Annotated in this window: 24 protein-coding genes; 13 read left to right on the top strand and 11 right to left on the bottom strand. The window is 64.3% G+C overall.

Features of this window, described 5'->3' with window-relative positions; translation table 11 throughout:
* Positions 1–2: 2 nt before the first annotated feature.
* On the bottom strand, positions 3–776 hold the full coding sequence (locus ACIBG0_RS15370) for an enoyl-CoA hydratase/isomerase family protein (protein ID WP_397032874.1): 774 nt from the start codon (positions 774–776) through the stop codon (positions 3–5).
* Between the two features lie 132 nt (positions 777–908).
* On the opposite strand from ACIBG0_RS15370, the gene ACIBG0_RS15365 reads away from it, so the two are divergent.
* The gene (locus ACIBG0_RS15365; RefSeq protein ID WP_397032872.1) at positions 909–2306 is read left to right on the top strand and encodes an amino acid permease; all 1398 of its coding nucleotides are present in this window, start codon (positions 909–911) and stop codon (positions 2304–2306) included.
* Positions 2307–2319: 13 nt separating this feature from the next.
* Here ACIBG0_RS15365 and ACIBG0_RS15360 read toward each other — a convergent pair whose 3' ends face one another.
* The 5 genes from ACIBG0_RS15360 to ACIBG0_RS15340 form a co-directional block, all read right to left on the bottom strand.
* On the bottom strand, positions 2320–3210 hold the full coding sequence (locus ACIBG0_RS15360; protein ID WP_397032870.1) for a MurR/RpiR family transcriptional regulator: 891 nt from the start codon (positions 3208–3210) through the stop codon (positions 2320–2322).
* Between the two features lie 198 nt (positions 3211–3408).
* Positions 3409–4812 carry a cellulase family glycosylhydrolase gene (locus tag ACIBG0_RS15355; RefSeq protein ID WP_397032868.1) on the bottom strand — a complete coding sequence of 468 codons (1404 nt, stop codon included), beginning with the start codon at positions 4810–4812 and terminating at the stop codon, positions 3409–3411.
* A 705-nt stretch (positions 4813–5517) separates the two neighbouring features.
* Positions 5518–6198 carry a GntR family transcriptional regulator gene (locus tag ACIBG0_RS15350; RefSeq protein ID WP_397032866.1) on the bottom strand — a complete coding sequence of 227 codons (681 nt, stop codon included), beginning with the start codon at positions 6196–6198 and terminating at the stop codon, positions 5518–5520.
* Positions 6185–6916, bottom strand: coding sequence for a maleate cis-trans isomerase (locus tag ACIBG0_RS15345; RefSeq protein ID WP_397032864.1), 732 nt, complete (start codon positions 6914–6916; stop codon positions 6185–6187). Before ACIBG0_RS15345 ends, ACIBG0_RS15350 begins: the two co-directional genes overlap by 14 nt.
* 10 nt (positions 6917–6926) lie before the next feature.
* Positions 6927–7667 (bottom strand): Asp/Glu/hydantoin racemase, encoded by a 741-nt coding sequence (locus ACIBG0_RS15340; RefSeq protein WP_397032862.1) that lies wholly within the window; start codon positions 7665–7667, stop codon positions 6927–6929.
* An 85-nt stretch (positions 7668–7752) separates the two neighbouring features.
* Between ACIBG0_RS15340 and ACIBG0_RS15335 the strand changes: the two genes are divergently transcribed.
* A complete protein-coding gene (locus ACIBG0_RS15335; protein ID WP_397032860.1) occupies positions 7753–8718 on the top strand; it encodes a D-2-hydroxyacid dehydrogenase in 966 nt (321 codons plus the stop codon).
* A gap of 88 nt (positions 8719–8806) precedes the next feature.
* Positions 8807–10198, top strand: coding sequence for an amidase (locus ACIBG0_RS15330; RefSeq protein ID WP_397032858.1), 1392 nt, complete (start codon positions 8807–8809; stop codon positions 10196–10198).
* 340 nt (positions 10199–10538) lie between these two features.
* On the opposite strand, the gene ACIBG0_RS15325 is transcribed toward ACIBG0_RS15330, so the two are convergent.
* Together ACIBG0_RS15325 and ACIBG0_RS15320 are read right to left on the bottom strand one after the other, a co-directional pair.
* The gene (locus tag ACIBG0_RS15325) at positions 10539–11039 is read right to left on the bottom strand and encodes a DUF3830 family protein (protein ID WP_397032856.1); all 501 of its coding nucleotides are present in this window, start codon (positions 11037–11039) and stop codon (positions 10539–10541) included.
* Between the two features lie 16 nt (positions 11040–11055).
* Complete coding sequence (locus tag ACIBG0_RS15320) at positions 11056–12303, bottom strand: aspartate aminotransferase family protein (RefSeq protein ID WP_397032854.1); 1248 nt, start codon at positions 12301–12303, stop codon at positions 11056–11058.
* A gap of 122 nt (positions 12304–12425) precedes the next feature.
* Here ACIBG0_RS15320 and ACIBG0_RS15315 point away from each other — a divergent pair, with 122 nt between their 5' ends.
* The 7 genes from ACIBG0_RS15315 (at position 12426) to ACIBG0_RS15285 (ending at position 18935) form a co-directional block, all read left to right on the top strand.
* Positions 12426–13898, top strand: coding sequence for an NAD-dependent succinate-semialdehyde dehydrogenase (locus tag ACIBG0_RS15315; protein WP_397032852.1), 1473 nt, complete (start codon positions 12426–12428; stop codon positions 13896–13898).
* A 23-nt stretch (positions 13899–13921) separates the two neighbouring features.
* Complete coding sequence (locus ACIBG0_RS15310) at positions 13922–15019, top strand: tartrate dehydrogenase (protein WP_397032850.1); 1098 nt, start codon at positions 13922–13924, stop codon at positions 15017–15019.
* Positions 15020–15117: 98 nt separating this feature from the next.
* The gene (gene ehuB / locus ACIBG0_RS15305; protein ID WP_397032848.1) at positions 15118–16005 is read left to right on the top strand and encodes an ectoine/hydroxyectoine ABC transporter substrate-binding protein EhuB; all 888 of its coding nucleotides are present in this window, start codon (positions 15118–15120) and stop codon (positions 16003–16005) included.
* A 4-nt stretch (positions 16006–16009) separates the two neighbouring features.
* Positions 16010–16735 carry an amino acid ABC transporter permease gene (locus ACIBG0_RS15300; RefSeq protein ID WP_397032846.1) on the top strand — a complete coding sequence of 242 codons (726 nt, stop codon included), beginning with the start codon at positions 16010–16012 and terminating at the stop codon, positions 16733–16735.
* Complete coding sequence (gene ehuD / locus ACIBG0_RS15295) at positions 16735–17403, top strand: ectoine/hydroxyectoine ABC transporter permease subunit EhuD (protein ID WP_397032844.1); 669 nt, start codon at positions 16735–16737, stop codon at positions 17401–17403. The genes ACIBG0_RS15300 and ehuD overlap by 1 nt, the downstream gene beginning before the upstream one ends.
* Before the next feature lie 4 nt (positions 17404–17407).
* Positions 17408–18172, top strand: coding sequence for an ectoine/hydroxyectoine ABC transporter ATP-binding protein EhuA (ehuA, locus tag ACIBG0_RS15290; RefSeq protein ID WP_397033404.1), 765 nt, complete (start codon positions 17408–17410; stop codon positions 18170–18172).
* A gap of 25 nt (positions 18173–18197) precedes the next feature.
* Entirely contained in the window at positions 18198–18935 is a 738-nt protein-coding gene (locus ACIBG0_RS15285) for a glutamine amidotransferase (protein WP_397032842.1), read from the top strand.
* Positions 18936–18942: 7 nt separating this feature from the next.
* Here ACIBG0_RS15285 and ACIBG0_RS15280 read toward each other — a convergent pair whose 3' ends face one another.
* Entirely contained in the window at positions 18943–19836 is an 894-nt protein-coding gene (locus ACIBG0_RS15280) for an MHYT domain-containing protein (RefSeq protein ID WP_397032840.1), read from the bottom strand.
* A 356-nt stretch (positions 19837–20192) separates the two neighbouring features.
* Positions 20193–21023, bottom strand: a complete 831-nt coding sequence (locus ACIBG0_RS15275; RefSeq protein ID WP_397032839.1) for a helix-turn-helix domain-containing protein — start codon at positions 21021–21023, stop codon at positions 20193–20195.
* A 135-nt stretch (positions 21024–21158) separates the two neighbouring features.
* Between ACIBG0_RS15275 and ACIBG0_RS15270 the strand changes: the two genes are divergently transcribed.
* The 3 genes from ACIBG0_RS15270 (at position 21159) to ACIBG0_RS15260 (ending at position 24944) form a co-directional block, all read left to right on the top strand.
* Positions 21159–21905, top strand: a complete 747-nt coding sequence (locus ACIBG0_RS15270; RefSeq protein ID WP_397032837.1) for an NADPH-dependent F420 reductase — start codon at positions 21159–21161, stop codon at positions 21903–21905.
* A gap of 490 nt (positions 21906–22395) precedes the next feature.
* Positions 22396–23658, top strand: coding sequence for a cytochrome P450 (locus tag ACIBG0_RS15265; RefSeq protein WP_397032835.1), 1263 nt, complete (start codon positions 22396–22398; stop codon positions 23656–23658).
* Between the two features lie 65 nt (positions 23659–23723).
* On the top strand, positions 23724–24944 hold the full coding sequence (locus tag ACIBG0_RS15260; RefSeq protein WP_397032833.1) for a cytochrome P450: 1221 nt from the start codon (positions 23724–23726) through the stop codon (positions 24942–24944).
* Between the two features lie 37 nt (positions 24945–24981).
* Here ACIBG0_RS15260 and ACIBG0_RS15255 read toward each other — a convergent pair whose 3' ends face one another.
* Positions 24982–25968 (bottom strand): potassium channel family protein, encoded by a 987-nt coding sequence (locus ACIBG0_RS15255; protein ID WP_397032831.1) that lies wholly within the window; start codon positions 25966–25968, stop codon positions 24982–24984.
* Positions 25969–25977: the final 9 nt, after the last annotated feature.

Below are 25977 nucleotides of genomic sequence, written 5' to 3'. Positions count from 1 at the left end.
CTCTACTCTCCTTGGAAGACGGGGGTGCGGCGTTCGGCGAATGCGGCGACGCCCTCGGCCCAATCCCGGGTGGCCATCAATGCCAGGAGCTCGCGCGGCTCAGTCGCGAACGCGACGTCGAGGGGATCATCGCGGTGCAGTGCCGCCTTCATCCGGGCCAGCGCGAGTGGCGCCTTCGCCGCGAGCGTTTCGGCGAGCGCTTTGGCCGACCCGAGCAGAAGATCGCTGGTTACCGCGGAATGGGCCAATCCCCAATCGAGTGCCTGTCGCCCGGTGAATCGTTCGCCGAGGATCAGCATGTCCGTGGCTCTGCGCAGGCCGACCAGACGTGGGAGCCGGTTGGTTACGCCACCCCCGACGAAAGTGCCAATGCTCACCTCGGGAAACCCCATCTGCGCGTCCTCGGCCATGACCAGGAAGTCCGCGCTGACGGCCAGCTCCGCACCGGCACCGAGGGCATATCCGTTGACCGCCGCCACCACTGGGGTGCCCATCGTCTGGATCTGTTCACAGGCGCGCTGGCCCAGCTCGACGTAGCGCGCCTGCTCCGCGGGAGTCCTGGTGCCGGACTTGTGCGCTTTCAGGTCGGCACCCACGCAGAACGCCCGTCCGGCACCGGTGAGGACAACACAGCGGATACCTGGATCGGAGTCGGCGGCAGTCAGCTCCTCGACCAGGGTCCGGTACAGCTCTGTACTGACGGCGTTGAGTCGTTCGGGCCTGTTGAGAACGAGCGTTGCGATGGAACCGGATCTGCTCACCAGCACAGTGGACATGGGCCTCACTTCTTCTTCGGCGGTTCGACCCCTGCACTATGCCATAGATCTTGCATCAAATACATCTTCTGCAATTGGTATTGCATGAATTCGGCTTGGCGTGTTTCATGTCACTACTACGGCCATCGGTTCATGGAAGAAGGCATCGTGCCCAGCTCGGGAAATCTGAAGCACAGCATCAACACTCGGCAGCTGACGATGATCGGCATCGGCGGAGTGATCGGCGCCGGGTTGTTCGTCGGCAGCGGCAAAGCGATCTCCGCAGCGGGCCCGGGCATCGTCATCGTCTACTTACTCACCGGCCTGGTGATCATCCTGGTAATGCGCATGCTTGCGGAGCTGGCCACGGCCAGCCCCGAAACGGGATCGTTCTCGAGCTACGCTTCCCGTGAACTCGGTACCTGGGCCGGACTCTCGGTGGGCTGGGTCTATGCCTATCACTGGTGTGTCACAGTCGCTTTCGAGGCCATTGCCGGCGCGGCGGTCGCCAATCAGCTCCTGCCGTCGGTGCCGACCTGGCTGTATTCGCTGATCTTCATGACCGCCTTGACGGGGGTAAACCTCGCGGCGGTAACGTCTTTCGCGCGTTTCGAGTTCTGGTTCGCCATGATCAAGGTCGTCGCGATCGTCGCCTTCATCGCAATCGGCGTCGCCGCTATCTGTGGCCTGCTTCCGCATTACCGGGCGCCCGGGACGGCCAATCTGCTCGGGCACGGCGGCCTGTTCCCGAATGGCTCGACGCCCCTGCTCGTGGCGTCGTTGACGGTGTTCTTCTCCTACTTCGGCACCGAGCTGGTAACGATCGCCGCGGGCGAGGCGCAAGATCCGGTCAGCGCGGTGCGCGCGAGCATGCGCAGCGTCGCGGGACGCATCCTGATCTTCTACGTCGGCTCGATACTTGTTGTCGTCACGCTATTGCCCTGGAACGCAACGCAAGTCACGCAGAGCCCGTACACAGCGGTGTTGAACCTGCTCGGCGTTCCCGGTGCGCAGACCACCATGAACCTCGTCGTACTCACGGCGGTGCTTTCGTGCCTGAACTCGGGTCTCTACTCGTCATCGCGGATGCTGTTCTCGCTCTCGCGGCGCGGCGAAGGCCCTCGCATGCTGGGTAGGACCGCCGGCTCCGGGGTGCCTGTCGCCGGTGTTCTCGCCGCCTCGAGCGCCGGATTCCTGGCGGTCGTCGCGAACTACTTCTTGCCCACCGGAGCGGTTTTCACCTTCCTGCTCAGCTCCTCGGGTGCGGTCGCCGTCGTGGTCTACCTGTGTATCTGCGCCACCCAGATCGTCGGACGTCGCCGCAAGACCGCAGCGCAGATCACCGCACTGCCGGTGAAGATGTGGGGCGCCCCGTACCTGTCCTACGCGGTCGGAATCGTCCTGCTGGCCATCGTCGGGGGAATGGCTCTGAACTCAGGTACCCGTACACCGCTCGCGCTGACCCTGCTGGTCACCGCGACCGCGGTCACTGCCGGCCTGGTTCATCAGCGCCGGGCTGCCGGTGCGGCACAACTGGCTACGGCGGAGTAGCCGACCGCGCGGGTCAATCGGGTGCGTAGACGCCGAATTCGCTCAGCAGCTTTTCCTCCTCGAGCAGCGTCGAGCGCACTTCATGCCCCAGGAGTTGTGCGACGGCACCCGTCATTGCCTGGGCGAGGGAGGTGAAGGCGGTCATCGAGCGCAGGATGCTGGCGCTGGACGCATCGACGTAAAACGTATCGTGCGCCGACACCGCCAGCGGCGATACAGCGGTATCGGTCAATGCGACGACGTGGGCGCCGCGCTGTCGAGCCCACTGCGCGGCACGCACGGTGTCGAGGCTATATCGGTGGATCGACATGGCCACGAAACAATCGCCCGCACGCACCCGACGCAGTTCATCGGTCAGCGTTCCCACACCGGCCTCGATCGCCGACACATCCTCGCGCAGCATCCGCAGCAGGTAGGTCAGCAGATACGCCGGGGCGTGGCATTTGCGCAGACCCATCACATGCACCCGTGGAGCGTGGGCCAGCCGATCGACGGCCGAATCCCACGTCGCATCGTCGATACGCGCGAACGTGCGGGCGATATTCGCTTGATCGAGCCCAACGGTCTGTTCGCGCACCCCGACACCCTCGGCCATCAGGTGCTCGAGATTGTCGAAGCGGCGCAACAGTTGCGCTTGTTCCTGCAACCGCTCGCGGCACAGTCGCGTCAGCCCCGGATACCCCTTCAGACCCAGACCATTGGCAAAGCGCACGACCGTGGCCTCATTGACATTGACTGCGCCGGCGAGCTCGGAGACAGTCATGAACGCCACCGCTTCGGGATCCGACAGCACTCGCTGAGCCAGCTTCTTATGCGCCGTGGACAGCGAATCCATCCTGCGACGTATCTCGACGGCCAGCTCGTCGAAACTCGCGGTACCCGTCGTCTCAGCGTTCGTATCCACCGAACCTCCTCCGCAACCTCGCACCGCGTGCCTTACCGTACGGTTCTCTGCCAAACTAGCCGATCCCGCTGATGGCCGATCACCAGTGCAATGGCGGTGGGGTAGCGACCACGGCGCGTTCATGTCTCGTGGCTGATCTACCCGCGAGACTGCTGGTCGTTCGGTAGCCACGTGCCCATCCTGCGGTTGGTGCTGGGATTACCGTCGCGTCACGGTTACCTGCACGCTGTCCTGTCCGGGGGTGGTGGTGAGTTGAAGTAGCCGGGCGTCGGGTGCCGACACGATGTCGGCGCCCTGTATTTGGACCTGGTAGCCGTTGGGGTAGTTGGTCTGCGGCAGATACACCTCGGTGCGGGCCTCGCGGGGGAACGGTTGACCGGAATCGACTCGGCGGGCGCTGTACTGGATGGTGAACGTCCCGGTCGCGCTGTCATAGTGCCACTGTTGGGGGGTTCCTGCGATTGCACGGGGATACGGGCGGACGAGCGTTGGGTCCATCAGGTTCGGGCCAGTCGGCGGCTCTTGGGCATGACCAGGTGTCTGGTCCTGCGCTAGTGACCAGAACAACCAGGGAGCCATGTGGTCGTCGAATCGATCAGCGAGACGAGTCAGCCTCGCCGAATCTTTGGTCGCGCCGAACTCGGTAATCAGCCCGACAACGCCATCGGCCTCGGCGCGATCCAGCCCGTTGCCCACACAGGTGTCGACCGGGCCGATGCAGTAGTCGTGAAAGCTCAGCCCCGCGTTCGGATCGCCGGTTGGATTCGGCATCCAGTCGGGCGTACCGAGGTCATTGGTTACCGACGGCTCGAAGAACAGCAGGTGTATCGGGTCGATTCGGCGAATGGCGTTCATTGCTTTTGCCTCGAACGGCGCGAGCACGCTGCTCTCGAATTGGGGGCAGCCCTGGGGAAAGCATGTCGGGTAGTCCCAACCGGGCCACGGCTCATTGATCAGGTCGTAGCCGAGCACGTACGGCTCGTCCGCGAAGCGTTGCGCGATATGCGCCCACATGGCCGCATAGTGTTCCTGCAGCCCGACGCCATCAGCGGCAGAGTGGTTGTGCCACAAGTTCGCCCACGTTTGGTTTTGTGCGGGGCTGAGAAAGTAGACCAGCGGAAAGCCCGGATCCGGCTGCAATGGGAACCCGTCGGTGAACGTCGCCCAGTCGGGGAACCCGCTCCAACTCGCGCCCACCGATTCGTTGAACCCGTCCTGATGGGAATCGATAAGGCTGTAGATGTTGTACCGGGCCAGCAGCTGCTGGGTCTGCTCGATTTGGGCGATGTAGTTGTCGTCGTAAACGCCGGGCTGTGGTTCGACCGCGTTCCATGCGAAACCCAGCCGCACCGCGTTGAAGCCGTTGTCCGCCAGGAACTGGGCGTCGTTCTCGCCGAAACCTCCCGCTGCCGGGAAGTACGGCGGATACTTGTAGACCAGATTTACCCCGTGCAAGGTGACCACCCGGCCCTGGTCGTCGGTGAGCCAGCGGCCAGCGTGCCCGAGCTCGGGAGCCGTCGGTACCGCAGCGGCCGGTGTGGTCAGTCCCAGCAGCAACACGACCAATCCGAGACACCGCGCTGTCGAGGCCATGATGGTCATCGCGCAAACCTTTCGATGAGTATGCGCCGACGGCATTGTTACGGCGCTGACGACTGCGGTGGATCGGTCCGCGCACGAGGTGGGCGAGACGAGGGCTCTGATGTGGAAATGCTATATATCGCTGACCGGATTCGATCACGACACTCCGTGGCACATGCGGGACGGCACGGGGGCTCCCCGCCCGGCGGGCTTCGGTTGTTGCAGGTGATCGCCCGCCTCATCGCCCGATTGGATGCGTTCCACTGGTGTATCGAGTCCTGGGCGGCCGGGAACCGGAACTGTTCGCCCGCCTTGTCGATGGTGAAGTGTCGCAATGTATCCGAGCGGCGTGTCGTTGCGCGTCGTAGAGCCGCCAGGTGTACCCCCACTCTTGGGGAACGCAGGTCGAGCCGGTTGATAGCATGAATCTGCTGGTCGGACAGACTGCTTCGGCGTACGCGACCAGGAGGTGGTAGCCGCCATTGACTTGGGTCTGGCCAGGCCTGAATTCTTCGGGAGCATGCGTTTAGATGTACGTATGCGAGAACCACCTCCTTCGCGCGCCATCGGGCAGGCACCCATAGGTTGATGTGATTCATGCATCGGCGGATCGGGAATCGTTGTGTTGCATGATCCCTGGTCATCGATTCTCCAGACGGCGAGCTGGGCGAATCCCTGCTGCCGAGGGTTGATCGACTCGTCGCGAGCGGTGAGCGACGCAGCGTGTCAGGTCGCCTGTTCGCCGAGGCTGTACTGACGGTGCAGGCGCTGGACCGCGTCGTCCATGTGCTCGACGAGTAACGTGCGCGCCCGGCGCACCGGTCCCGATCCGATCGCATCGCGCAGTTCGACATGCTCTCGGGCCTGCTCGCGCAAGTCGGGATACGTTGTTTGCAACGCCCCCAAACACATTCGGGTTTCGATCAACAAGGTGCGGGCCGCTCGGACCAAGCGGGGGCTGCTCGCGCTGTCGACCAGCGCCTCGTGGAAAGCTTGGTCGGCATCGGAAACGCCTGCGGCATCACCGTTTTCGGCGCACGCGCACATGGCGGTGACGCTGGGTTCCAAAGCCGCGTAGGCGATATCTCGGCGGCCGTCGAGGATGAGTGCGAGGGCGCCACCTTCGATGGCGGTTCTGGCGCGGTAGATGTCGACGACGTCGTCGATGGTCAGCTCGATGACGAAAATGCCACGGTTACGGATGCTGTACAGCAGGCCCTCGGTGAGCAGGCGTTGCAAAGCCTCGCGGACCGGGCCGCGCGATACGCCGAATCGGTTTGCGAGGTCGGCTTCGCCGAGTTGGGCGCCGGGGGCCATGTTGCCGTGCATGATCGCATCGCGCAGCCGGTCGGCGATCATTTCCGCGGTCGACTGCCGATTCACCGGCTCGAAGTCAACGACCGACATGGATATGCCTTTCCGAGAAGAGGGAACCGAGCACAGTGGATGCCACAGCGGTGCCGGTGAGCCGCAGGCCCTCCCAGATGGTGACCTGATTGGCCGTCAACACGATCTTGCCCAAGCGCGCCTCGAGTTCCGGCAACACCCCGAGGGTGTGCATGGCGGTATCCGGAATCAGCAGCGCCTGCGCGTCGGGATGGTCATTCGCCACAGCCAGTTCGCGCACCTGTGCGGCGGTCAAAGTGCCGACCTCCGCTGCGGTGTCTATACCGGCGCTGGAGAAGGCGACCACCTCGATTCCGGCATCGGCCAGGAATTCCACGAACAGCTGCGCGACATCGTCCGGGTAGCTTGCGGCGACCGCGACGCGGCGCACGTCGAGCGTCTGCGCGGCCGCGACGAAGGCCAGACTGGTGCTCGAGGCGGGTACCTCAGCGGCCGAAGCCAGCGCTTGCACCTGCTCGCGCGCACCCTGCGGTCCGTATACGAAACTCCCTGAGGTGCAGGCCCAGACGACGGCGTCGGGCTTGTCCGGTGCGAGTAAGGAGGCACCGTGGCGCAGCTTGTCCGGACTGCCCAGATCGAGCAGCTCAGGAATGGCGTGCAGATCGGTGCCATAGATGTGCGCCACCGGAAACCGCACGCCGAGCAGCGACGCGGCGAGTGGGTAGTCGTCCTCGGCCGCGTGGTCGGGGTAGATGAAACCTACGGTTGGTGCCTGCATGTTCTTCCCATCAGAAAACGTTGAGTAGCCACTTTCCCGGACCGGTCATCGGCAGCTTCATCCGGCCCAGGCAGGCCCACATGGTGAGCTGGTTCGCGGTGAGTACGGGTTTGCCGAGCGCCTGTTCGAGTGGCTCGATGACGTCGTAGGTGGGCAGGTTGGTACAGCTGACGAAAATGGCCTGCGCCTGCGGGTCGTCCGCGCCGATGATGCGTTCGGCGATGGTGCGGTAGTTGACCTTCCAGATGCCACCGCCCAAACCCAAGTGGTCCGAACGGATTACGGTGCAGCCCGCTTCGGCGAGGAAGTCGTGCAGTTTGTGGGTGAGGATTTCGTCGTAGGGGGTGAGCACCGAGACTCTGCTGATATCCAGATGCCGGATCGCCTCCACCAGTGCCCCGGAGGTGGTGACGGCGTCCAGCGCTCCGGCCTGACAAATGGTGTCTCGCAGTGACTTCTCGTAGGCGAGGCCCCTGATGAAACTGCCCGACGTGCACAGGTAGGCAACGACTTCCGGCTCGACGTGCATCACATCGCGCGTCGCCGCCGTCAGATGTACGGGATTGGAGACCAGCTCGGCCATCGCCATCGAAACCGGGACCGGTTCATACGGCGTGCGGGCCAGGTGCAGGCTGACATCCAGCGGCGCCCAGCGCCAGAGTTCGCGTTCGAGCGCGAGGTCGAACGGTGCGATGATCCCGATTCCCCGCTGTGCTACGGGTCCTTCGATATCAGGAAAGCCGAGTTCCAATGCGGCCCCTCTCGCGCTCAGCCGTTAGACCTCCGAGAACGATCGGATTGTTGACAATCATACGATGCGATTTTAGTGTGTCAATGTGGAACAGGGCCCGATTGTCACCGTCCTGCACAGTGACAGTGTGCCCGAGGCGGACCTCATGGCCCCGGTGGCCGATCGAGCAGAAGTGCGGTACACGCAAGCGCCCGGACTCGCCGACGCATTGCGCGGCGCCGACGCGTTATTCGTCTACGACTTCCTGACTCGTGCGCTCCCCGGCGCCTGGCATGCGGCCGATCGGTTGCGCTGGCTGCATATGGGTTCGACCGGGGTGGATCCGGCGATGTTTCGGGAACTGCGGGAAAGCGAGGTCGTGATCACCAATACACGTGGCGTATTCGATACGGCCATCGCGGAATACGTCTTGGGACAGATTCTCGGTTTCGCGAAGGATCTGTCCGGATCGCTGCGGTTGCAGCAGCGGCACGAATGGCGGCATCGCGAATCCGAACGCATTGCGGGCGCCTGCGTCCTGATAGTCGGAACGGGTTCGATCGGCCGCGCTATCGCGCGGTTATTGCGCGCTGCCGGGATGACCGTGCGCGCGGTGGGCCGTCGCGCGCGGGCCTCCGACCCGGATTTCGGCACCGTGAGCACCGACCTGCACGCTGAACTTCCCATTGCCGATTATGTCGTCGCGGTCGCACCGCTGACGCCGCAGACCCGGGAAATGTTCGATGCCAAGGCATTCGCCGCGATGAAACCTCATGCCAGGTTTGTCAATGTCGGTCGTGGGGAACTCGTTGTGACCGACGACCTTCTCGCCGCAGTCAGCACCGGATCGATAGCCGGGGCGGCACTCGATGTGGTGGATCCGGAACCGCTACCGGCGCGGCATCCGCTGTGGGATCTGCCGAATGTGCTTATTACTCCGCACAATTCGGGTGATTTCAGCGGCTGGCGAACCGAGGTCGTCACGGCGTTCACCCGCAATTTCGATAATTGGATCGCCGGCCGGACTTTGGACAACGTGGTCGATAAAGAGCTGGGGTACGTGCCCGGCTGAAGGAGCCTGCCATGAGCGAACGAAGTGAGCGAATCATGAGCCAGCGCGCCGTGCGTATGCCGGAGCCGAGCGTCAGCGAGGCGCAGGCATGAGCTACCCGGACATCAATACTCAACCGGCCGCGATGACCGCCGTCGAATTGGTCTCGGCCTACGCGGCGGGCACCCTCTCGCCGGTCGAGGCGACCGAGGCGATTCTGGAAGCCATTACGGCACGCGATGGGGCGGTGAACGCCTACTGTCTGGTCGATCCGGATCGTGCGCTGGTACAGGCCAAAGATTCGGAGGCGCGCTGGCATTCGGGTTATGCCCGCGGACTGCTCGACGGCGTGCCGATCTCGATCAAGGACATCTTCCTGACCGAGGGCTGGCCCACCCGGCGCGGCAGCACCTCGATCGACCCGAGTGGTCCCTGGCAGGTCGACAGCCCGGTCGCGGCCCGGCTGCGCGAGGACGGCATGGTGTTCCTCGGGAAGACGACAACACCCGAAATCGCTTGGAAGGCGGTCACCGATAGCCCACTGACCGGCATCACCCGCAATCCGGTCGATCCCACGACGACGTCGGGCGGCTCCTCAGGCGGCAGTGCGGCGGCGGTGGCGGCCGGGATGGGTCCGGTGTCGGTCGGCACGGACGGCGGCGGCAGCATTCGCATTCCGGCCGCGTTCTGCGGGATTGTCGGTTTCAAGCCGACGCACGGCCGCATTCCGCTGTATCCGGCGAGCCCGTTCGGTCCACTGGCGCACGCCGGGCCGATGACCAGGACCGTCGAGGACGCCGCGCTGCTCATGGACATCCTGTCCCTGCCCGATCCGCGCGATCCGACCGCGCTGCCGCCCACGGTGACGACCTTCCGCGGCCAGATGTCGCGCGAGGTGCGCGGACTCACCGTCGCCTACTCGCCGACGCTCGGTTATGCGCAAGTCGATCCGGAGGTCGCCGCGATCGTGGACGCGGCGGTGCGGCGGCTCGCCGATGCCGAACTGCGGGTCATCACGACCGATCCGGGCTTCGAAGATCCGCGCGACGCATTCGAAGTGCTGTGGGCCGCCGGTGCGGCCACCATGTTGGCGAAATTCCCCGATGGTGCGCGCGAAAATGTGGATCAAGGGCTGCGCGCGGTCTGGGAACGTGGCGAAACCGTCAGTGCCGTCGACTATCTCGACGCCCGCGCGGTGGCTGCCCAGCTCGGTATCATCATGGGTGCCTTCCACACCACCTATGACCTGTTGATCACCCCGACGATGCCGATTACCGCATTCGAGGCGGGTCACGATGTCCCGCCGGGCAGCGGGCTCGATAGCTGGCCGCAGTGGACGCCGTTCACCTATCCGTTCAACATGACCCAGCAACCCGCGATCAGCATCCCCGCAGGTACCACCGCGGCAGGACTGCCGGTCGGCCTGCAGATCATCGGACCGCGCCACTCCGATGATCTCGTCCTCGCGGTCGCCCGCTACGCCGAATACGTGCTGGGTTAGCCACTTCCCATTTCAAGCCTCTCCCAGCCCCGACAGAGCGGGTCTGACGAGCGACGTTCGTGGCCCGTCTCGCGTCCGCGCGAAGGCGCGGCCATCGACTCGGCCGAGCCGTCGAAGCGCATGCGACGAAGGCGCGAGTCGCGCCCTTGCGGCATGCGTGCGTCAGGTGCCGAACGCCCCGCTACCCCCAACCGCCACGGAGCGAGTCTTACGAGCGAGGAGTTCGCGGCCCGTCTCGCGTCCGAGCCGTCGAAGCGCATGCGACGAAGTCGCGAGTCTCGACGGCTCGGACGCGAGACACCAGGGGGCCGCGAACACGCAGCGCCGCAGGCGCTGCACATCAAACACTGCTGCGGGCAAACGCCAGGGTTTCGCCCTGGACACCGTGCAGCCAGAGTGCGTTGCAGGCCGTCGCGATATCGGTGAGGCCTTCTTCGATGGTGGCGAAGACGTTGCCGGGGACCCAACCCATGTCGCCGTTGATCAGTAAGTTGTTGCGGCCGTAAAACAAGGCCAGGTCGGTGGCGCCCTGTTCGTGGTGCGCCGCCGTACCGGGTTCGTAGCCGTAGGCCGGGTTGCCGATCTCCCACGCTTCGAAGTCGAACAGGCACACATCACCCGGAATGGGGGTGACGGTCGGATTCTCCCGATGCGGTGCCGCCGCGATCCGGGGCAGCAGCGTGTAGACCTCGTTGCGGGCGTACTTGGCGTGGAATGCGTCGCCTTCCTGGGGCAGCGCAGCCCACACCGCCGCGCAGGTTCGGGGTGCCTCCGCGTCGAGCAGTCGGGCTCGGCAGGTCACGCCCGCCTTGGTCAGTGTGATCGAGATGTAGCGGGCCATGGGTTCTGCCTCCTGGTCACGCGGGGAGTTCGGCGAGCACGGTCGACCAGATCGCGAGCGCGTCGTCGATCTGGGTATCGGTCACGATCAACGGCGGGATCATCCGCGCGACATTCATATACGCACCGCAGGTGAGTAGCAGCAGCCCCTTCTCGACCGCGAGCCGCTGGGCCGCGGCGGCTGTCGCGGTGTCGGGTTCGCCTGTGGCGGTGGTGAATTCGGTGCCACACAGCAGTCCGAGCCCGCGCACATCGCCGATGGCCTTGGTGGCGCTGTCGCGCAGTCCGCTCAGCAGTTGTGCGCCACGCGCGGCGGCGTTGTCCACCAACCCCTCCGATTCGATCACCTCGAGTGTGGCGATCGCGGCCGCGCAGGCCACCGCATTGCCACCGTAGGTGCCGCCCTGTGAGCCGGGCCAGGCCTTGGCCATCAGCTCGCGCGGGGCCGCGATTCCGGACAGCGGGAACCCACTGGCCAGGCCCTTCGCGATGGTGATGACATCGGGACGGACGTCGAAGTGCTGATGTCCGAAGAACTTTCCGGTCCGGCCGAAGCCGGTTTGGATCTCATCGAAGATGAGCAGAATGCCGTGCCGGTCCGCGCGTTCGCGCAGCCCGCGGAAGAACGTGGTGTTGCCGGGGATATAGCCGCCCTCGCCGAGCATCGGTTCGACCACGAATGCGGCGGTTTCGGCCGGGGAGGTGACGGTGGCGAAGATGTAGTCGAGTTCGCGCAGTGCGAAGTCGGTGGCCTCGGCCTCGGTCCAGCCGTAGCGGAAGGCGGTGGGGAACGGCGCCACGTGCACACCGGACATCAGCGGGCTGAACCCGGCCGAGAAGCGGGTGCCCGAGGTCGTCATGGTCGCCGCCGCGACCGTGCGACCGTGGAAACCACCCTGGAAGACAACGATATTCGGCCGTCCGGTGGCCTGGCGGGCCAGACGCAGCGCGGCCTCGACCGCCTCGCTGCCGGAGTTGGCGAAGAACAGTGTGTCCAGACCTTCGGGCAGCACGGTGCCGAGTCGCTCGACGAGTTCGAGCAGCGGCCGGTGCATGACGGTGGTGTATTGGCCGTGGATCAGGCTGGCGACCTGGGCTTGGGCCGCGGCGACGACGTGTGGGTGGCAGTGGCCGGTGCTGGTGACGCCGATGCCCGCGGTGAAGTCGAGATAGCGGCGGCCGTCGGTGCCGTAGAGGTAGCAGCCGGATCCGTGATCGACGGTTACCGGGGTGGCTTGTTTGAGAACGGGGGATAGCTCGGTCATGATCCGCCTCCCGGGCGCGTATCCGGTGATTGTCTATTGTCGGATTGTTGACAATATGCATAACATGGGCACGGGGTTCGCAGCAATGGCCGAAGGCCGCGTCGGGAAGAAAAGGAGCCCACATGCTCACCGAAACCGCCCTGACCACAGCCGAACGCGCCGCGATCGACACGGTTCCTACTGGACTGTTCATCGACGGCGGGTGGCGCGCGACAGCCGCGACGCTTCCGGTCACCGATCCGTCGACCGGCCAGTTGCTGTGCGAGGTGGCCGACGCCGATTCGACCGCCGGGCTGGACGCCCTTGCCGCGGCTGACCGGGCAAAGGCGCAGTGGGCGCGAACGCCGCCGAGACAGCGCAGTGACATCCTCATGGACGCGCACCGGGCGCTGCTCGCCGATACCGAACGACTCGCGCTGATCATGACGTTGGAAATGGGTAAGCCGCTGGCCGAGGCGCGCGGTGAAATCGCTTATGCCGCAGAGTTTTTCCGATGGTTCGCCGAAGAGGCTGTGCGCCTGGACGGCGGGTATATGCCGGCACCGGCGGGTGGTTCGCGCTTCCTGGTGACCAGACAGCCGGTCGGTCCCAGCCTGCTCATCACGCCGTGGAACTTCCCGATGGCCATGGGGACCCGCAAGATCGGTCCGGCACTTGCCGCAGGATGCACCTGCGTCGTGAAGCCCGCTGAGCAGACACCACTTTCGATGCTGGCGCTGGCGGACATTCTGGACCGAGTTGGCGTTCCGGCGGGTGTGGTCAACGTGATCACCACATCCGACCCGGGAGCGGTGATGACGCCGATGATTCTGGACACCCGCTCGCGCAAGCTGTCCTTCACCGGCTCGACCGCCGTCGGAAAGCATCTGCTCGAGCAGTGTGCGCGGACGGTAATGCGCACCTCGATGGAGCTCGGTGGCAACGCGCCGTTCATCGTCTTCGACGATGCGGATCTCGATGAGGCGGTCGAAGGTGCGCTGGCGGCGAAGATGCGCAATATCGGGCAGGCGTGTACTGCCGCGAACCGAATCTTTGTGCAGCGCAGTGTCGTTGACGAGTTCGCAACTCGGCTGGCGGACCGGCTTGCGGCGCTGCCGATGGGGCGCGGGACCGAGCCGGGAGTCGTCGTCGGTCCGCTGATCGACGCTGATGCGGTGGCGAAGGTGACCAGTCTGGTTGCCGATGCGGTCGGCCGCGGGGCCACCGTGCGCACCGGCGGCGCGGCGCTGGCGGGTCTCGGAAACTTCTATCCCGCAACGGTATTGACCGATGTCCCCGATGACGCCGAGATGTGCCACACCGAAATCTTCGGACCGGTCGCGGCGGTCGCGGCATTCGATACCGAAGCCGAGGTCGTCGCGCGCGCGAATAACACGCCGTACGGGTTGGTGAGTTATGTTTTCACCGAAAATCTGCGACGTGGACTGCGCGTATGCGAGGCACTGGAAACCGGCATGGTCGGTCTGAATCAGGGAGTAGTCTCCAATCCCGCCGCACCGTTCGGCGGCGTGAAAGAATCCGGGCTCGGCCGTGAGGGCGGACTCACCGGCATAGACGAATTCCTGGAGACCAAATACATCGGAGTGCGGATATGAGTTCAGCATCGCGAGGCGATTTCGTGAGGGTTACCGGTGGGCCCAACTACCGGATAGCGACCATTTCCGGCGATGGCATCGGTGTCGATGTCACCGCCGAGGCCGTCGCGGTACTCGATGCGGTGCTGCCCGGCATCGAATGGACCGAATTCGACTGGTCCTGTGAGAATTACCTGCGCACCGGAGCGATGATGCCGCCCGACGCATCCGGTCAGCTGGCCGGATTCGACGCGATCTTGCTGGGCGCGGTCGGCTTTCCCGGTGTGCCCGATCATATTTCGCTGTGGGGTTTGCTGATTCCGCTGCGTCGCGCCTTCGGCCAGTATGTGAATCTGCGCCCGGTTCGACTGCTGCCCGGCACCGAATCGGCCTTGCGCGACCGTACCGCCGAGGATCTGGACATCCTGATCGTGCGGGAGAATTCCGAGGGCGAATATTCCGCGATCGGCGGCATGCACCATCCAGGCCGCACCGACGAATTCGTCCGGCAGGAATCGATCTTCACCCGGGTGGGCTGCGAACGGATCATTCGCTACGCCTTCGAACGAGCCCTCGAACGTGACGGTCGCCTGTGCTCGGCCACCAAATCGAATGGACTGCTGCACTCGATGCCGTACTGGGACAGCATCTTCGAGCGCATTTCCACGGAATTTCCGCAGGTCCAGACCCGGCAGCTGCATGTCGATGCACTAGCCGCCGAAATCGTGTTGCATCCGGATCGGCTCGATGTGATCGTCGCATCGAATTTATTCGGCGACATCCTGTCCGACCTCGCCGCCGCGGTAACCGGTGGACTCGGCTTGGCACCATCGGGCAATATCAATCCCGAGCGCACGGCGCCATCGATGTTCGAGGCGGTACACGGTAGTGCGCCCGATATCGCCGGACAGGGCATCGCGAATCCGGTCGCGCAGATTCTCGCCGGAGCAATGCTGTTGGAGCATTTGGGCGAACGTGCCGCCGCCGCGGCGGTCGATCGCGCCGTCTGCGATGTCCTGCGCGAAGGTCGAATTCGCACACCTGACCTCGGTGGCACCGCGACGACCGGTGAGCTCGGCAGCGCCATTGCGAGCCGTGCGGCCGAATTGGTGGAGAACGGTTCGATATTCGCGCGACCATAGGTCCGCATCGTCATGTAATCGCAAAGAGTTCGGCTGGTCGATCGCAAAGTTCATCCGCAAGCATGAGGCGACTCGCGTGTCTGCGGAAGGACGGGGTCATGAAGTTCGAATTCGGAGGTGCGCGCAAACGATTGCGTCGCGCCGTGGCCGCCGCGATCGCCGCGGCCAGCCTCGTGGTGGTAGCCGGCTGTGGATTGGGCGGCGACGATGCGGCGGCGGTGACCTACGAGGATGCGAAATCATCGGGCAAGATCAAGGTCGGTTTCGCCAATGAGGCGCCGTGGGCATTCCTCGGTGCGGACGGCCAGCTGACCGGATATGCGCCGACCGTCGCCCGCGCGGTATTGAAACGGCTCGGTATCAATGAAATCGAAGGCGTGGTCACCGACTTCGACGGATTGATCGACGGTGTTCGGGCGAAGAACTACGCATTCGTCGCGGCGGGCATGTTCATCAATCCGAAGCGATGTGAGAGTTCCGCCTTCGCCACTCCCGACTACCAGGTCGGTTCGTCATTCCTTGTGCCGGAAGGCAATCCACGCAATATCAACCGTTTCGAGGACATCACCCGGGAGAACGTCCGGATCGCCACATTGGGTGGCGCGGTCGAGAACGGCTACGCGCAATCCTCGGGTGTGCCATCCCAACTCATCGAGCCGATGGCCAAGCAGGACGATATCTTGCGTGCGGTGCGCAACAAGGACGTCTACGGCGCCGCAATGCTCGATGTCACCGCCGCATGGCTGGTGAAGAACAATCCGGACGCGAAACTGACGGTGGGCCCGTCCTTCCGTTTCGGCAATAAGCCGGATGTCGGCACCTTCAACTTCCGCATCGGCGACGATAAGTTCCGCGAGGACTTCAATCGCGAGCTGCGCGCACTGCACGAAAGCGGGGAGTGGTTGAAGCTGGTGGAGCCGTTCGGCCTGACCAAGGCGAACGAGGCGGATCCGGCGGCCACCGCCGAGCAGTACTGCACGGCTTGACCTCGTGTCCTCACATTTCTCGACCTACCTGGAGCGGGTAGCGCAGGGTCTGCCCTTCACGCTGTGGGCGGCGGTCGGCGGCATCGCGCTGACCGCCGTGCTGTCCTTGGTCGCCGGGATTGCCATGCTGTCGCCGTATCTGCCGGTGCGGTTCGTCACTCGCATCTATGTGGAGGGGTTCCGCGGCAGCTCGGAGGTGGTACAGCTGTTCTTCTTCGCTGTGGCGATACCGATCTTCTTCGGCGTATCGCTGGGGGCGACGGCGAAGGGGCTGTTGGTCATCGGCATCATCGTGCTCGGTCTCAATCACGGCGCCTACGGTGCCGAAATCGTCCGCGGTGCGATCAGATCGGTGCCGCAGGCACAGGTCGAGGCCGCGATCGCACTGAATCTTTCACCGGCGCAACGCATGTGGCGGGTGGTCCTACCGCAGGCCGTGGTCGAGATGCTGCCGTCGTTCAACAATCTGTTCATCCAACTCGTGAAAGCCACTGCGGTGCTGAGCTTTATCGCAGTGCCGGAGGTATTCAAGAAGGCCGATGAACTGCGCGCGGTTCCCGCATTCTCTCGCGAACTCGGTCTCATCTACGGGATCCAGCTGGTCGTGTACTTGCTCATCGCGGTGGTCATCACGGTGATCATGCGGGTGCTCGAGCAGTTGGCGGCTCGGCGGGTGGGGCGGCGGCCGAAGCGATCGAGTATTCGACTCTCGGCACATGTGGGGGTGTGATGGAGAAATGGCGGTGGGACCGCTTCTTCGACGCCTTTCCCTTCATCTGGGACGGGCTGCTCGTCACGATCCAGTACACCCTGCTCGGATCGCTGGTCGCGTATGTGCTCGGTCTGATCTTCGCGGTGATTCGACGATTGCGGATTCCGGTGCTCGATCAGCTGCTCTGGGCATTCATCGAATTCATCCGCAGTACACCGCTTTTGGTACAGATTTTCTTTCTCTACTGGGTGGTGCGCCCGGATCTACTCGGCGGGTTTTCCATCGACACGCAACGTCTGATCGTCGGCGTTGCCGCACTAGGCGTCCACTACGCGTGCTACACCTCGGAGGTGTTCCGCGCGGGCATCGACGCGGTACCCGTGGCGCAGTGGGAGGCGGCCACGGCGTTGAATCTGCCGCGCACGCGCACCTGGGTCGATGTGATTCTGCCGCAGGCGGTACCGCGCGTGCTGCCAGCGCTGGGCAATTACACGATCGCGATGTTCAAAGAGGTGCCGCTGCTGTCCTCGATCGTCATTCTCGACATGGTCTATCAGGTCAAAACCGAATACGCGGCCGATACCGGTGGCGCGGGACCCGAGGCTTGGCTCGCGGCCGGTCTGACCTTCCTCGCGCTGAGCTATCCGTGCTCGATCCTGGTACGAAAGTTGGAACGACGTGTCTGAACCGATGATCCGGTTCGCCGGTGTGGAAAAGCGCTACGGTGCCACGGTCTGCCTGGACGAACTCGATTTCGCCATTGCACCAGGTGAATTCGTCACCTTGATCGGGCCATCCGGTTCCGGCAAGACCACCATTTTGCGGCTGCTCATGGGGCTGGAACGGATAGACGCGGGCACCATCGAGGTCGGCGGCGAGCTGCTCAGCCATCAGCGACGCGGCGACAAACTGGTGCCCGCCGGTCCGGCGCACCTTCGTCGGATGCGACGCAAGATCGGCATGGTCTTCCAGCAGTTCAATCTGTTCCCGAATATGACGGTCCTGCGCAATGTCACCGAGGGGCCGATCCGCGGTCTCGGCCAATCCAAGGACGCCGCCGAGGAGCGGGCGCGAAAGCTGCTCGAACTGGTCGGGCTCACCGACAAAATCAACGCTCGTCCGGCTCATCTTTCCGGCGGCCAGCAGCAGCGAGTCGCCATAGCCAGGGCACTGGCCATGGAACCGGAAGTGCTGCTGCTCGACGAGGTGACCTCGGCGCTCGACCCGGAGCTGGTGACCGGCGTACTGCATCTGCTGGCCGATATCGCGGCCGATACCGAGATCACGTTCCTGTGCGTCACTCACGAAATGCAGTTCGCCCGAAAGGTTTCCGATCGCGTAATGATGTTCGACGCCGGACGGGTGCTTGAGGACGGTGATCCGGAACAGATCTTCACCGATCCCCGTCATGATCGGACTCGTGAATTCTTAAAGGCGGTCTTGGATGAAAACTGACCGCCGATCTTCCACAATCTGAAGCATGACCAAGCCGTGTCTAGTCCTGCAGTTGCGGCCGGAGCGCCCCGCCGCGGATGACGAATACCGCGCCGTCCTGCGCATGGCCGACCTAGATGTGGGTGACACGGTCCGGGTGCAGATGGATCAGGAATTCCCGGATATCGACCTCGACGATTACTCGGCGGTCATCGTCGGCGGCGGGCCGAGCAATGTCAGCAGTCCGGACGCCGAGAAATACGGATACCAGCGGACATTCGAACCCAAGCTGAAGAAGCTGATGACCGAGATCATCGGCCGGGATTTTCCGTATCTGGGCGCCTGCTACGGATTGGGCATCCTCGCGGACGTACTCGGTGGGGAGGTAAGCGTCCAGCAATACAGCGAACCGGTCGGCGCGCAGACCATCGATTTGACCGAGCACGGCCGCGCGGACCCGCTGCTAGTGGGTGTTCCACGAACGTTTCGAGCGTTCGTCGGCCATAAGGAAGCCTGTCAGAATGTGCCGCCCGGTGCGGTGCTGCTGGCCGGATCGGCCGATTGTCCGGTGCAGATGATTCGCGTCGGTCAGCACGTGTACGCGACCCAATTCCATCCCGAACTGGACAGCGATGGACTGGCGTTGCGCATCGAGGTCTATCGGCATGCGGGCTATTTCGAGCCGGATGAGGCCGATGACCTGATCGAGCTCGGTCATCGCGAATCGATCACGGTGCCCAGTGTGATTCTGAACCGGTTCGTCGCGCGTTACTGCCGCGGGTAGTAACCGATTACCGATCGGAGTCGAGGCGATGGCGATGGCGATTTCGGTGTTCGGTCTGCGAACTACTACGCAGCCCCCAGCTCGGGGAATCGTGGCGTACGTCGGTGACTACCGGCCAGGCTCCGGTTGTCGTCGCCGATGGTCCGCGTGGTTCGTGCCGGACGGGCAGCGCTTCGCGGGTGCTGCGCTCGTCGATCTCGGCGAGCCCGACAACCACCATCAGCATCATCATGACCAGCGTGACGGTCACGATCAGCGGTGTCACGAGTTGGAGCGGATCGATGCCGCCGCCGATCTGGTGGTCGGCATGGCTGGCATGCATCGAGGTCATCCCGACGTAGTGCATTCCGCACACCGCGACACCCATGATCAGCGCGGCGCCGATGGTGGCGAACAGACCGCGAACATGCTGCATGAACCACAGTGCGGCCGTGGCCGCGACCACCGCGATTACCACCGACACCACGACCGTTGTGCGGTCGTATTCGACATGGGCATTGGTTTTCATCGCGTACATGCCCAGGTAGTGCATGGCGGCCACGCCGATGCCGGTGACCGCGCCGCCGATCGGCAGTGCCACGAATTCGTTCCGACCGCGGACCACGATGGATAGCCCGACCCAGACGACCAAGATCGCGATGACCGCGCTGAGCAGCGTCATCGGCACGTCGTAGCGAATCGTGGCGCCATGGATGGAGAAGCCGAGCATGGCGGTGAAGTGCATGACCCAGATGCCCGCGCCGCCGAGGGAGACGGCGGCGGTGGCGAGCCATCCGGCCGGCCAATCGGAAGATCGAGCGTGCACCACACAGCGCAGGGCGAGCGCGGATCCGATAAAGGACACCAGGTAGGCCATGACCGGGGTCAACCAGCCGTGGCTGAAATGATCGAGCTCTAGCATGTGTACTCCGCGTTCACCAGTTGTGCCATGGCCGAATGCTGGTCGGTAGGGGCGACCCGCTATCGATCGGCGGCGAACAGCTACCTGTCGAGCGCAACGGCAGTAAATCAATGAACATCGGGTGGAACCTCACGATCTGCGGAAATTTACACTGGCATTTCCGCCAGGCGCTGACAATAGCCAGGTCGGCCGCTCATGGCCAGCCGCAGTCTCGGATTCGCAGCTAACGCATAGTTTCCGGCTGAGCCGCAGCGGAGCAATCGGCCAGCGTTCGGTTCTGGGATCCGGGCGCAGCGCCTTGCGATTCGCGGGCAGCCGGGCCGCGATCTCATGCCCGACGAACCAACCGAGCCGGGCTACGGACTGCCGAGTTCCCGCAGCGCCTGTTCGGATGCCGAACCCGGCTCGGCGGCGAATAGGTCCAGGCCGCAGCACGACGGCGCGTCGGGGAGGGCGATGAGTTCGCCGTGCAGCGTCAGCTCGCCGACGAGCGGGTGGTGCAGCGCGTAAGTCCGATTCCGGATCTGCGCGACCGAGTGCTCGGCCCACATTCGTGCGAACTCCGGGCTCAGCTCGCGCATGGTGTCGATATGCGCCGCGAGTTCGGAGTGTCCGCGATAGCGTCCGAGCAGCACGCGCAGATGCGCCACCTGGGCGAGTGCCGCCTGATCCCAACCGGTGCCGAGCAGTTCAAGCAGGTGTGGCTCGGTGAACAGCAGGTGTGAGAGGGTGCGGCGGTCATGGGGCAGCGCGGGGAAGTCGCCGAACACCGCGACGGCGAGTCGGTTCCAACCGATGATCTGGGTGTGGCGACCGACCACCAGTGCCGGTGTCATCACGAACGAATCCAGCAGATAACGCAGGCCAATAGGCATATCCGTGGAAGGGATTTCCTGTGCGCACGATCGCGGACGCCGCGCGAGTCGGTGCAGATATGCCGATTCGTCGGTGTCCAGGCGCAGCGCCGCGCCGATGGCACGGAGGACATTATCCGAGACGCTGTCCGCCTTGCCCTGCTCCAGACGCGTGTAGTGAGCGATGCTCACCCCCGCGATCTGGGCCAACTCTTCGCGCCGCAGCCCTGCGACTCGGCGCACACCGCCGTGATCGCGCAGCCCGACGTCTTGCGGGCGCAGCCGCGCTCGGCGCGATGTGAGGAAACCACTGAGCTCGGTCCGGTCGTCCACTCGACGACCCTATGCCCGGCGGCTATCCCTCGCCGTGGGTGATCACGCTGTGAGTACGCAGCACACGGGTCTGGCCGCGCGGCCGCGACGGCTCCACGCTGTCAGGCGGCACACACGAACGAACGGAGATACGTCGTGCATCGAACACTCGGACTCATCGGCAGTGGAATGATCGGCACTGCCATTGCTCGGCTGGCCATATCGGCAGGTCTCGATGTCGTGCTCAGTAATTCCCGAGGGCCCGAAACCCTTGATGACCTGGTTGCCGAACTCGGTAGCCGAGCAAGAGCAGCCACACCCACGGAAACGGCATGCGCCGCGGACCTGGTGGTCGCAGCGATTCCATTGATGGCCTATCAAAAACTCCCTGCGGCAGCGCTGGCCGGAAAGACGGTCCTCGATACAGCGAACTACTACCCGGAACGAGACGGCCGAGTGACCGAACTGGACACAGCCGCACTGACTTCCAGCGCCCTTATCCAGCACCACCTCGCCGATTCCCACGTGGTCAAGGCATTCAACACCATCACCCCACACCAACTGCTCTCCCTCACCCGCCCCGCCGATGCCCCGGACCGCAGCGCCCTGCCCATCGCAGGCGACAACGTGGCAGCCAAAGCCGAGGCCACCCACCTTCTGAACCTTCTCGGCTATGACGGGGTGGACATCGGTCCGCTGACCGATAGTTGGCGCACCGAACCGAACACCCCGGCATATATCCGCCCCTACCTCGGCGAAATCCCAGCGATGGATGTCGACGCCTTTCTCCAGTGGACCCGACGAACCCCCGGCATCCCCGTTCCCGCAACCCGAGTCACCGAACTCGTCGAAACCGCGGTCCGCCTGCCCGCGGGGCAAGCGAAACTTCCCAGCGCCGACTGAGCGGCCCCGAGCAGCATGTTTCGGATGCGCGCCAGCTGCACATTCGGTACGGCCGGTGTGCAATTGCCCTAGCGAGTGCGGGACGACCGCTCGCCGCGCTTAGATGAGCGACGAGAGCCATAGCGGCTCAACATATTTGCCGGTAGCTGACGGTTTGTACACGGCGTGCGGGCGTTGCGGACGGATCTGGAGAGAGTTCTTCCGGATACTGATAACGTGAGCGGGTCGTCGAGTTCTGGGGCGGCTGGTAGGGCGTCCGGTGATTGTGCGTCGAAATCGCCTGTCCTACAGGGACTGTGGGGTGACCGCAGTCGGCTGTAGTTGCCTCGCCAGGGTTCGAGTTCTCGACGCGGACCTCATGGCCGGGGTCACATACGGTCGGCGTCGCGAGGAGGGCTGAACTGAATGCTGTGGCCGCAGGCTGTGTTATCGCCGCGGTGCTTTCATTGATCCTGGCCGCCTTGCTGATCCAACGTCTGGAGCCACGCCCTTGACCACGCCATCGTCAACCCGCGCCACCGCGACCGGAGTATGCCCCGCCGGGCACGGCTCACCACTCGATCCCGGCGAACCCCGAGTGTTGTTGCATACTCCGGAGTTCGCGGCCGATCCGCATCGCGCCTATCGGGAGGCACGCAGCCAGTACGGGTCGCTGGTGCCGATGGAGTTGGCACCGGGTGTGCCCGCCACCCTGGTGGTCGGGTATCAGACCGCGGTGCGAATCCTCAACGATCCGGAACACTTCCCGGCGGATCCGCGGCATTGGGAGCAGACGGTTCCCGACGACTCACCGATCAAGCCGATGATGATGTGGTACCCGAACGCACTGCGCAATACCGGTGCGGCGCATGCCCGCTACCGGCAGGCCTATTCCGTCAGCATCGACGGAATCGATCTGCACGAACTGCATTCGACGGTCGAGAAGATCGCCATCCCGGTGATCAACAGCTTCTGCGAGGCAGGCGAGGTCGACCTGGTCACCCAGTACGCGCTGCCGGTTGTCTTCGAGGTCATCAACCAGATGGTCGGCTGCCCAACCGAAGTGGGGCAGCGGGTCGCGACCGGTATGGCGATGCTCTTCGACACCGTCGAGGCGGCCGCCGGTATGGCGATGCTCAGCGAGGCGCTGCTGGAGTTGGTGCAGCTACGCAGGGCCGAGCCCGGTGACGACGTCACCTCGCGAATGGCCCACCACCCGTCCAAGCTCGACGACACCGAAATGCTGTGCCAGCTGATCAGTTTCTACGGCGCGGGCATCGAACCGATGCAGAATCTGATCACGAACACCCTGCTGCTGATGCTCACCGACGACCGGTTCGGCGGTGAGATGCTCGGCGGTAGCCTCTCGACTCGCGACGCGCTCGACGAGGTGTTGTTCAACGACCCGCCGATGGCGAACTTCAGCATCACCTACCCGCGCCAGCCGATCCTCATCGACAACACCTGGCTGCCCGCCCATCAGCCGGTAGTGATCAGCTTTTCGGGCTGCAATAACGATCCGGCGATCCGCGGCGGCGATCGCACCGGCAACCGCTCGCATCTGGCCTGGGGCGCCGGGCCGCACGCCTGCCCCGCGAGATCTGTTGCCTACCTCGTCGTTCAGGACGCCATCGATCAGCTGCTCGACGCGCTTCCCGAAATGGAACTGGCCGTGCCCGCGGACGAATTGACGTGGCGGCCCGGACCATTCCACCGGGCACTTGCGGCACTGCCGGTCGTCTTCCCCAAGTCCCCTCCGCTGCCCGTCTTCTAACCAGCGCGTCTGGGAACTCGCCGAAACTTCAGTCGTACCGGAGCCTTGCCATAAAGGAGATAACGATGGAGCATGAACCGCTGGTCCTGGATCTGACCGGCGCCGATATCCAAGGCGAGAACGAGCGGATCCGGGAGCGCGGGCCGGTCGCGCTGGTCGCCCTGCCCGGTGGGGTGCCCGCATGGTCGGTGACCGATGCCGCCGTGCTCAAGAGTCTGCTCGCCGATCCGCGGGTATCGAAAGACGCACGACAGCACTGGGCTTCGTTCATCAATGGCGAGATCACCGAGGAGTGGCCGCTGCTGCCGTGGGTCGCGGTCGACAATATGTTCACCGCGTACGGTAGCGACCACCGTCGCCTGCGCAAACTGGTCTCGCCCGCATTCACCCACCGCCGTACCACGGCGCTGCGTCCGCGCATCGAGGCGATCACCGAGGGGCTGTTGAACGCGCTCGCGGCCACGCCGCAGGGCGAGATCGCCGATCTGCGTGAGGCTTACGCCTATCCGGTGCCGATCGAGATCATCACCGAAATGATGGGTGTGCCCGAACACCTCGGTCCCGGCCTGCGTAAATGCGTCGACGGCTTCTTCGACACCTCGTTCGGCCCAGAAGAAGCACAGGCCAACTACCTCGAGATGTACCGGCTGGTCAGCGAACTCGTGGCCTACCGGCGCGAGACTCCGGGCGACGATGTCACCAGCGTCCTCATCGCCACCCGCGACGAGGACGACGGCTCGCAGCTGAGCGAGAAGGAACTCGTCGACACCCTGATGCTGGTCATCAATGCCGGTCACGAGACCACGGTCAATCTGCTCGACCAGGCGATCTTCATCCTGCTCACCCATCCGGAGCAGCGCGCCGATCTGATCGAGGGCCGGGTCCCGTGGTCGGATCTGGTGGAGGAGACGCTGCGCTACGAGGCGCCGGTCGCGCATCTGCCGCTGCGCTACGCGGTCGAGGATATCGAGCTCGGCGAGATCCGAATTCCCAAGGGCGAGGCGATTCTCGCGTCCTATGCCGCGGCGGGGCGCGATCCGAACCTGCACGGTGCCACCGCCGCGACGTTCGACTTGCAGCGGGTCAATAAGGAACACCTGTCCTTCGGGCACGGCGCGCACCACTGCATCGGCGCCCCGCTCGCTCGGCTGGAGGCGACGATCGCGCTTCCGGCCATATTCGAGCGCTTCCCGAATATGCGGTTGGCGGTGGATCCATCGGAATTGGCGCCGGTCGGCAGCTTCATTTCGAACGGACATCGCACGCTGCCGGTTCTGCTGGACTAGGCGTTGTCGGGGTGCCGCACAGCGGCACCCCCTCGAACTATTTGTCGCCGAGCCCGCGTATCGCATCGAGTTGGGCGGCTGTGCCCAACACGATCAGAATCGAGTTCGCCGCGAGTACGGTTTCGCCGATGGGGTTGGCGATGAACTGCCCGTTGGATGTGCGAATGGCCAGCACGAGTGCGCCGGTGGTCTGGCGCAATGCGATGTCCTTCAGTGTGCGGCCGACCAACGGCGAGTCCGGGACGATATCGAACTCCTCGACCCGGTAGTCGAGTGTTTCGTCGTGCATGACCACGTCGAGGAATTCGGCGACATTGGGTTGCAGTGCGAACGCCGCCATTCGGCGACCGCCGATCAACTGTGGGTTCACCGCCCGGTTCGCTCCGGCCCGAAGCAGTTTCGACTTCGAACTCTCGGTGCGCGCCCTGGCGATAATGACCAGGTCCTGGCGCAGCGCCCGGCTCGACAAGGTCACGTAGACATTGTCGGCATCGGCGTCCAGCGCTGCGATCAAGGCGTGGGCGCGTTGGATACCGGCGGTCTCGAGCACGCTGTCATCGGTGACATCGCCGAGCACATTGGGATATTCGAGATCCTGTAGCCGCGCCGGATCGCGATCTACGACGACGATCTGTTTACCCAGCCCGCTGAGGTATTGCACGCATGCTCGGCCGACGCGGCCCCAGCCGCACACGATGATATGACCGGACATCCGGTCGATGCGCCGGTCCATCCGTCGCCTTTCCATGTGTTCGCGCAGATGTCCTTCGATGAGCGCCTCGAGCAGAACACCGAACATGTACAGCGCGGTGCCCGCGCCGACGAGGATGAGCACCATCGTGAATAGCTGACCTGCGGCGTTGAGCGGGTGGACCTCGCGAAAGCCGACGGTCGTTATCGTGGTGACCGTCTGATAGAGCGCGTCCAGCAAACCGAACCCGAGAATCAGGTAGCCGACGGTGCCGGCCAGTAATACCAGCAGGAACGCCAGCACCGCGCGGCTGATTCGGCGTAACGGGCTCACGCGAGGATT

This window comes from Nocardia sp. NPDC050630 (genome assembly GCF_044457245.1).
In the GTDB taxonomy this organism is placed as follows: Bacteria; Actinomycetota; Actinomycetes; order Mycobacteriales; family Mycobacteriaceae; genus Nocardia.
This window is presented reverse-complemented; position numbering and strand designations above follow the sequence as displayed.

What these genes read in the sequence shown, in the direction of transcription:
- ACIBG0_RS15370 (WP_397032874.1), bottom strand. Translation starts at nt 776, where the DNA reads ATGTCCACTGTGCTGGTGAGCAGATCCGGTTCCATCGCAACGCTCGTT.
- ACIBG0_RS15365 (WP_397032872.1), top strand. Translation starts at nt 909, where the DNA reads ATGGAAGAAGGCATCGTGCCCAGCTCGGGAAATCTGAAGCACAGCATC.
- ACIBG0_RS15355 (WP_397032868.1), bottom strand. Translation starts at nt 4,812, where the DNA reads ATGACCATCATGGCCTCGACAGCGCGGTGTCTCGGATTGGTCGTGTTG.
- ACIBG0_RS15350 (WP_397032866.1), bottom strand. Translation starts at nt 6,198, where the DNA reads ATGTCGGTCGTTGACTTCGAGCCGGTGAATCGGCAGTCGACCGCGGAA.
- ACIBG0_RS15345 (WP_397032864.1), bottom strand. Translation starts at nt 6,916, where the DNA reads ATGCAGGCACCAACCGTAGGTTTCATCTACCCCGACCACGCGGCCGAG.
- ACIBG0_RS15330 (WP_397032858.1), top strand. Translation starts at nt 8,807, where the DNA reads ATGAGCTACCCGGACATCAATACTCAACCGGCCGCGATGACCGCCGTC.
- ACIBG0_RS15325 (WP_397032856.1), bottom strand. Translation starts at nt 11,039, where the DNA reads ATGGCCCGCTACATCTCGATCACACTGACCAAGGCGGGCGTGACCTGC.
- ACIBG0_RS15320 (WP_397032854.1), bottom strand. Translation starts at nt 12,303, where the DNA reads ATGACCGAGCTATCCCCCGTTCTCAAACAAGCCACCCCGGTAACCGTC.
- ACIBG0_RS15315 (WP_397032852.1), top strand. Translation starts at nt 12,426, where the DNA reads ATGCTCACCGAAACCGCCCTGACCACAGCCGAACGCGCCGCGATCGAC.
- ehuB (WP_397032848.1), top strand. Translation starts at nt 15,118, where the DNA reads ATGAAGTTCGAATTCGGAGGTGCGCGCAAACGATTGCGTCGCGCCGTG.
- ehuD (WP_397032844.1), top strand. Translation starts at nt 16,735, where the DNA reads ATGGAGAAATGGCGGTGGGACCGCTTCTTCGACGCCTTTCCCTTCATC.
- ehuA (WP_397033404.1), top strand. Translation starts at nt 17,408, where the DNA reads ATGATCCGGTTCGCCGGTGTGGAAAAGCGCTACGGTGCCACGGTCTGC.
- ACIBG0_RS15285 (WP_397032842.1), top strand. Translation starts at nt 18,198, where the DNA reads ATGACCAAGCCGTGTCTAGTCCTGCAGTTGCGGCCGGAGCGCCCCGCC.
- ACIBG0_RS15280 (WP_397032840.1), bottom strand. Translation starts at nt 19,836, where the DNA reads ATGCTAGAGCTCGATCATTTCAGCCACGGCTGGTTGACCCCGGTCATG.
- ACIBG0_RS15260 (WP_397032833.1), top strand. Translation starts at nt 23,724, where the DNA reads ATGGAGCATGAACCGCTGGTCCTGGATCTGACCGGCGCCGATATCCAA.